The following is a 6,169-nucleotide window of genomic DNA, read 5'->3' on the forward strand; positions in this document are numbered from 1 at the left end:
GGCGCGGAACGGCAGGGTCGCCCGATCGGGGGCCCGATGAGACCGGATCCGCCCCGCAACGGACCTTGCTCAAGCAGGAGGTTCCTCGTGAACGCGATCGATTTCTCCCCCCTCTTTCGTTCGGCCATCGGCTTCGACCGTCTCGCGCGTCTGATGGACAATGCGCGCAACGTGTCGGACGCGACCGGCTACCCCCCGTACAACATCGAGAAGACGGGCGATGACAGCTACGTGCTGACCATGGCCGTCGCCGGCTTCTCCGAAGCCGAGCTCGAGATCACCGCGCAGGAGAACACGCTGACCGTCGCCGGCAAGCCGCAGGCCCAGCCGGAAGACGGCCGCAAGTACCTCCATCGCGGCATCGCCGGCCGCGCCTTCGAGCGCCGCTTCGTCCTCGCCGACCACATCGTGGTCGAAGGTGCGGACCTCGCGAACGGCCTGCTGCACGTCGCGCTGAAGCAGGTGGTGCCCGAGACGCTGAAGCCGCGCCGGATCCCGGTGCAGGGCACGCAGAAGGTGCTTGAGGCGGAAGCCGCCTGAGGAAAGGTCGGGGGAGGAACACCTCCCCCGAGCCCCCTCCGTTTTTTGTCTGTTGGACTGTCGCGCCCGGCGCGGCGGTCGGGCCCACCGGGGAGGTCACGTCCCCCGGTGGGCCTTTCGATTCAGGTGCCGCAGAACGTCGCGGTCACGCGCTCGTCGGGCTGCGCCGGCATCGCGTAGCGCTCGCGGCCGGGCTGCTCCTCGAAGGGGCAAGACAGCGCGGCCAGCAGCGCCTCGAACGGGGCGAGGTCGTCACGGGACGCCGCGGCGGCCAGCGCCTCCTCCACCAGATGGTTTCGCGGGATGTACAGCGGGTTGATTGCCCGCATCGCCGCCGCGCGTCCCGGCGGCTCCTGCGCCAGCCGGGCCCGCCAGGCGTCGGCCCAGCCGTCAAAGGCGGCGGGGTCCGCGAACAGCGCGCGCGCCGCCATGTCACCATCGGCCGCATCGGCCAAGCGCCGGAAGAACAGGGTGAAATCCACCTGGTTCGCCGAGAGCCGCACCAGCATGTCCTGCAGCAGCTCGTCATCGCCGTCGCGCGCCGCGGTCAGCCCGATCTTGCGCAGCAGGCCGTCGCGCCAGCCGGCGCCGAAGCGCGGCGCATAGGCCGCAAGCGCCGACTGCGCCTTCTCCACCGCCGCCGCCTCATCCGCATCGATCAGCGGCAGCAGGCATTCCGCCAGCCGCGCCAGGTTCCAATGCGCGATGCCGGGCTGGTTGCCGTACGCATAGCGACCCTGCTGGTCGATCGAGGAGAACACCGTCTCCGGATTGTAGGCCTCCATGAAGGCGCAGGGCCCGTAGTCGATCGTCTCGCCCGAGATGGCGCAATTGTCGGTGTTCATCACGCCATGGATGAAGCCGACGAGCATCCATTGCGCGACGAGGTCAGCCTGCCGCAGCGCCACGTTCTCGAGCAACGCAAGCGCGGGGCTCGCCGCCTCGGCCGCCGCCGGGTAATGGCGGGCAATGGCGTAGTCGGCCAGCACGCGCAGCGCATCCGTATCCCGCCGCGCGGCGAAATACTGGAAGGTGCCGACGCGCAGATGGCTCGCCGCCACGCGGGTCAGCACGGCGCCCGGCAGTACGTCCTCGCGAAAGACGTCGTCACCGGTCGCCACGGCCGCCAGCGCCCGCGTCGTCGGGATGCCGAGCGCGGCCATAGCCTCCCCGATGATGTATTCGCGCAGCACGGGCCCAATCGCGGCGCGCCCGTCGCCGCGTCGGGAGAACGGCGTCGGACCGGACCCTTTGAGCTGGATGTCGCGGCGCTCGCCCGCAGGCGTGACCACCTCGCCGAGCAGGATGGCGCGACCGTCGCCGAGGCTCGGCACGAAATGCCCGAACTGGTGGCCGGCATAGGCCTGGGCGATCGGCTCGGCACCGGCGGGCACGTGGTTGCCCGCCAACATAGCCACGCCAGCCGGTGAAGCGAGCCAGGCGGCATCGAGGCCGAGTGATCCGGCCAGCGCGGCGTTGAGCCGCAGCAACCGGGGCGCGCTGACCGGCGTCGGCGGCAGGCGCGCGAACAGCCGTTCCGGCAGGCGGGCGTAGGAATTATCGAAGGCTGGGCGGCTGCCGGTCTCCGGCAGCGGCGCGGAATCAGCGAGGGCAATGTCCGACATGGTTCTTCGCAGATCGGTACCCGAATGCCGCGGACAACCCCTTCATGTGCGCAAGCCCGGCCTTCTGCAGCGTTCCCGCCCGCCACGGCGGCCACCAGACCGAGGTTTCCTAAGGCCCTTCGGTGGGGTGAGGACAGGAGAGGAGCAAAGCCCCTCTCCGCCCGCGCACACTAACCCTTGCGAAAGAACGCCTCCGCCGCCGCGCGATGGCCTTGCCGCGCCCCGATGGCGGCCTCGGCGCGCGCGATCTCGGCCTTCAGCTCGGCGATGTAGTCCTGTAGCTGCGACACATCCCAGCCATCGAACCGCGGCTTCTCCAGCACCTGGCGGCGGCGCGGTTCGGAATCATCATCCGTCAAGGGCATGGTGCCTCCTTTCTCATCAAGGCTTTGACCCTGTCATCTCGCCTCATTATACGGGGCGCAAGTCTGTCGCGGGGGTTCGCTCCTGCCGCCCCTCCCCGACCACCCTGAGGTCTGCCCATGCCCCAGCCGCTGATGCCGAAGGCCACTGCCGTGTGGCTGATCGACAAGACGTCGCTTTCCTTCGATCAGATCGCCGATTTCGTCGGCATGCACCCGCTGGAGATCCAGGCCATCGCGGATGGCGAAGTGGCGCAGGGCATCGTCGGCTTCGACCCCATCGCCTCCGGCCAGTTGACGCGCGATGAGATCCTCCGCTGCGAGGGCGACACCAACGCCCGGCTGCACCTGCAGGAAAGCAGCATCGTGCTGCCGAAGCAGCGCGCGAAGGGCGGGCGCTACACCCCGGTGTCGAAGCGCAACGACCGGCCTGACGGCATCGCCTTCCTGCTGCGCAACTACCCGATGCTGCCGGATGCGGTGGTCGCGAAGCTGCTGGGCACGACGAAGGACACCATCGCCAAGGTTCGCGACAAGACCCACTGGAACAGCCCCAACATCAAGCCGCGTGATCCGGTGATTCTGGGCCTGTGCAGCCAGGGTGACCTGAATGCCGCGATCCACGCGGCGGGTGGCAGCCTGACGCCGCCGCCTCCGGCCGAGGATGCGGCCTGAGCTCGACGACGGCGCAGAGCGGTGCTGGAAATGCGCCTGACGGCGCATTTCCAGACTTCCGGCTCAGTGCGGCCTGCTTGACCGCAGCCGCTCCATCTCATCCTTGAGCCTGAGTTTTTCCAGCTTCAGCCGGACCAGTTCCGTGTCGTCCGGTTTCGGGCGGCGATCCTCATCCGTGATCCGGCGATCGAGGGCCGCGTGGCGTTCCTCGAGAGAGGCGATCCGGGCGTCCATGGGCATGCGCTGCGCATCCTCCGTTGCTGACGGGTGCCGGGCCGGCCGGCCCGACACCGGGGCGGGCTGATGCAGCCCCCCTTCCGGCCGGATGCGCTGGGGACCGGAATGGCCTGTCGCGCCCCGGCCTGATCATGATAAGGGCGATGACACGGGTATTGCACCTTCAACTTCGTTCCGGGGCCGCCGGCCATGATCGCCGACCGTGACGCCATGCTGCGTCGCCTGCACGAGCTGCGCAGTGAGCATCGCGACCTCGATACCGTCATCGCAAGGCTCGATTCCTCGCCGGTGGACCAGCTTCAGCTGCAGCGGCTGAAGAAGCGCAAGCTGAAGCTGAAGGACGAGATTGCCTGGGTCGAAGGCCGGCTTGTCCCCGATATTATAGCTTAGTTCGCCCCCAGACGCCGGGCGGCCCGCCTCCCCCGGCCTTGGCTTCGCGCCATGCACTGCCGTATTGGCAGCCGTTGACGGTTTCTGCGCGGTCGCGCTGCGCGCTCCCGGACCGAGGCTGCGGTCCTCGACCGGGTTCTCTCTATGGCTGACGGTGAATTGAAGATGAGTGAGACGGGTCTGGCGCCGCTGGTCGGCATCATCATGGGAAGCCGTTCCGACTGGGAGACGATGCGCCATGCCGCCGAGACGCTCGACGCGCTGGGCGTGCCGCATGAGACGCGCGTCGTCTCGGCCCATCGCACCCCGGACCGCCTGGTGTCCTATGCCAAGGGCGCGGCCGAGCGCGGCCTTAAGGTGATCGTCGCCGGCGCCGGCGGGGCCGCCCATCTGCCGGGCATGGCGGCCTCTATGACCAGCCTGCCGGTGCTTGGCGTGCCGGTCGAAAGCCATGCGCTCAAGGGCATGGACAGCCTGCTGTCCATCGTCCAGATGCCGGCCGGCATTCCGGTCGGCACACTGGCGATCGGACGGGCCGGCGCGGTCAATGCAGGGCTGCTCGCGGCCGCCATCCTCGCCACCGCCGATCCGGCGCTGGCCACCCGCCTCGATGCTTGGCGCGCCGCGCAGACCGACGCCGTGCCGGACGCGCCGGCATGACCGGCTTTCCGCTTCCCCCCGGGTCGGTCATCGGCATCCTCGGTGGCGGCCAGCTCGGCCGCATGTCGGCGCTGGCGGCCGCACGGCTCGGCTATGCCTGCCATGTTTTCGCGCCGGACCCCGATTCCCCGGGCATGCAGGTCTCCGCGCACCGCACCGTCGCGGCCTATGAGGACCGCGACGCCCTCGCCCGCTTCGCCGCCTCCGTCGCCGTGGTGACCTTCGAGTTCGAGAATGTTCCCGCCGCGGCGCTGGAGGCGCTCGCCGGCCTCGTGCCGTGCCGGCCGGGCCTCGCCGCACTCGCCACCTGCCAGGACCGCGCGGCGGAGAAGGCCTTCCTCGACCGCATCGGCGTACCTGTCGCGCCCTGGCGGCTGGTGGAAAGCGAGGCCAACCTCGCCGCCGCCGTCGCGGAGATCGGACTGCCTGCCGTGCTGAAGACGACGCGGCTCGGCTATGACGGTCGTGGCCAGGCGGTGCTGCGGAATCAGGCCGACCTCGCGCCGGCCTTCGCGCGGCTCGCGCCGCGGCCGCTGATCCTCGAGGCCTTCGTACCCTTCACGGCCGAAGTCTCGGCGATCGCCGCGCGCGGGGCTGATGGCGCGATCGCGGTATTCGACCCGGCCGAGAACCGCCACGCCCACCACATCCTCGACCTGTCCTTCGCACCCGCCCGCCTGCCCCCGGCGGTGTCGGAGGCGGCGCGCGCGCATGTCGCAGCGGTGGCCGCCGGGCTCGAACTGATCGGCCTCGTTGCGCTCGAGCTGTTCGTGTTGCCGGACGGCAGCCTGCTCGGCAACGAGATCGCCCCGCGGCCGCACAATTCCGGGCATTGGACGATGGATGCCTGCGCGGCATCGCAATTCGAGCAGCATGTCCGCGCCGTGGCCGGGCTGCCGCTCGCGGCACCGGAACGCCACCACGATGCGGTGATGCGCAACCTGATCGGGCCCGAGGGACTCGACGCCTGGCCGCGCCTGCTGCGGGAGCCGGGCGTCGTGCCGCACCTGTACGGCAAGGCGGAGGCCCGGGCGGGCCGCAAAATGGGCCACGCCAACCGCCTCCTGCCGCGCGGCAGCCTTGAGGGACTCACCGACGAACAGGCTCTCTCCGGCTTGTGACCGATTTGCCACCGGGACCCGTGGCGTCGATGCAACACTCACTGGTCAACCGTGGGGCGAGCCCTGGCGCGGTCGCGTGAGAATGATACAAAGTGTGCGTGTCGAGCCGACTGGCGCCGCGGGCGCCGGGGCTTCGAACGGATCTGACGGCCCATAGGGGCCTGGAGCAGGAGAATACCGATGAGCCTGAAGAAGGCGCTTCTCGCCGCGACGCTGCTGTCGCTGCCGATGGCCGCGACCGCGAATGCGCAGAGCTGGGACCCGCGGACGACCGGCATCTACATCGGCGCCGGCGCCGGTACCAACTTCCTCGACGACTCGGACTCCAACCGCGGCATCTCGGCCTCGTTCGAGTGGGGCTACATCGGCACGCTGTCCGTCGGCTACGGCTTCGGCAACGGCCTGCGCCTCGAGCTCGAGGGCAGCTACCGCCAGAACGACGTCGACGGCATCAGCACGCCGGGCGGCAACGTTCCCCGCACGACCGGCACCGTCCGCAGCTACGGCCTGATGGCCAACGTGCTGTATGACTTCGTGCTCGGCCCGGTGGTTCCCTATG

The 6,169-nt window shown here is 69.8% G+C and carries 9 protein-coding genes; 6 read left to right on the top strand and 3 right to left on the bottom strand.

What is annotated here, in order from left to right; all coding sequences use genetic code 11:
• The first annotated feature begins 87 nt into the window (after nt 1–87).
• Complete coding sequence (locus tag GXW78_RS08625) at nt 88–540, top strand: Hsp20 family protein (RefSeq protein ID WP_338147708.1); 453 nt, start codon at nt 88–90, stop codon at nt 538–540.
• 122 nt (nt 541–662) lie between these two features.
• Here GXW78_RS08625 and GXW78_RS08630 read toward each other — a convergent pair whose 3' ends face one another.
• Both GXW78_RS08630 and GXW78_RS08635 read right to left on the bottom strand, forming a co-directional pair.
• The gene (locus GXW78_RS08630) at nt 663–2,165 is read right to left on the bottom strand and encodes a protein adenylyltransferase SelO (RefSeq protein ID WP_211867898.1); all 1,503 of its coding nucleotides are present in this window, start codon (nt 2,163–2,165) and stop codon (nt 663–665) included.
• Between the two features lie 170 nt (nt 2,166–2,335).
• Nucleotides 2,336–2,530, bottom strand: a complete 195-nt coding sequence (locus GXW78_RS08635) for a DUF1192 family protein (RefSeq protein WP_211867899.1) — start codon at nt 2,528–2,530, stop codon at nt 2,336–2,338.
• A gap of 117 nt (nt 2,531–2,647) precedes the next feature.
• On the opposite strand from GXW78_RS08635, the gene GXW78_RS08640 reads away from it, so the two are divergent.
• Complete coding sequence (locus GXW78_RS08640; protein ID WP_211867900.1) at nt 2,648–3,202, top strand: DUF1013 domain-containing protein; 555 nt, start codon at nt 2,648–2,650, stop codon at nt 3,200–3,202.
• A 63-nt stretch (nt 3,203–3,265) separates the two neighbouring features.
• Here the strand turns inward: GXW78_RS08640 and GXW78_RS08645 are convergent, their stop codons facing one another.
• Nucleotides 3,266–3,436: a YdcH family protein gene (locus GXW78_RS08645; RefSeq protein ID WP_408904171.1), complete on the bottom strand. Its 171-nt coding sequence runs from the start codon at nt 3,434–3,436 to the stop codon at nt 3,266–3,268.
• Between the two features lie 192 nt (nt 3,437–3,628).
• On the opposite strand from GXW78_RS08645, the gene GXW78_RS08650 reads away from it, so the two are divergent.
• The 4 genes from GXW78_RS08650 to GXW78_RS08665 all read left to right on the top strand — a co-directional run.
• Nucleotides 3,629–3,829 carry a YdcH family protein gene (locus tag GXW78_RS08650; protein ID WP_211867903.1) on the top strand — a complete coding sequence of 67 codons (201 nt, stop codon included), beginning with the start codon at nt 3,629–3,631 and terminating at the stop codon, nt 3,827–3,829.
• 165 nt (nt 3,830–3,994) lie between these two features.
• The gene (gene purE, locus GXW78_RS08655; protein ID WP_211867905.1) at nt 3,995–4,489 is read left to right on the top strand and encodes a 5-(carboxyamino)imidazole ribonucleotide mutase; all 495 of its coding nucleotides are present in this window, start codon (nt 3,995–3,997) and stop codon (nt 4,487–4,489) included.
• Nucleotides 4,486–5,610 carry a 5-(carboxyamino)imidazole ribonucleotide synthase gene (locus tag GXW78_RS08660; protein ID WP_211867907.1) on the top strand — a complete coding sequence of 375 codons (1,125 nt, stop codon included), beginning with the start codon at nt 4,486–4,488 and terminating at the stop codon, nt 5,608–5,610. The genes purE and GXW78_RS08660 overlap by 4 nt, the downstream gene beginning before the upstream one ends.
• Before the next feature lie 180 nt (nt 5,611–5,790).
• Nucleotides 5,791–6,169 (top strand): outer membrane beta-barrel protein (locus tag GXW78_RS08665; RefSeq protein WP_211867909.1); only part of this gene is annotated, 379 nt, incomplete at its 3' end.

It is taken from the genome of Neoroseomonas terrae (assembly GCF_018129025.1).
Taxonomy (GTDB): Bacteria; Pseudomonadota; Alphaproteobacteria; order Acetobacterales; family Acetobacteraceae; genus Neoroseomonas; species Neoroseomonas terrae.

What these genes read in the sequence shown, in the direction of transcription:
- GXW78_RS08645 (WP_408904171.1), bottom strand. Translation starts at nt 3,436, where the DNA reads ATGGACGCCCGGATCGCCTCTCTCGAGGAACGCCACGCGGCCCTCGAT.
- GXW78_RS08630 (WP_211867898.1), bottom strand. Translation starts at nt 2,165, where the DNA reads ATGTCGGACATTGCCCTCGCTGATTCCGCGCCGCTGCCGGAGACCGGC.
- GXW78_RS08650 (WP_211867903.1), top strand. Translation starts at nt 3,629, where the DNA reads ATGATCGCCGACCGTGACGCCATGCTGCGTCGCCTGCACGAGCTGCGC.
- GXW78_RS08640 (WP_211867900.1), top strand. Translation starts at nt 2,648, where the DNA reads ATGCCCCAGCCGCTGATGCCGAAGGCCACTGCCGTGTGGCTGATCGAC.
- GXW78_RS08660 (WP_211867907.1), top strand. Translation starts at nt 4,486, where the DNA reads ATGACCGGCTTTCCGCTTCCCCCCGGGTCGGTCATCGGCATCCTCGGT.
- GXW78_RS08635 (WP_211867899.1), bottom strand. Translation starts at nt 2,530, where the DNA reads ATGCCCTTGACGGATGATGATTCCGAACCGCGCCGCCGCCAGGTGCTG.
- purE (WP_211867905.1), top strand. Translation starts at nt 3,995, where the DNA reads ATGAGTGAGACGGGTCTGGCGCCGCTGGTCGGCATCATCATGGGAAGC.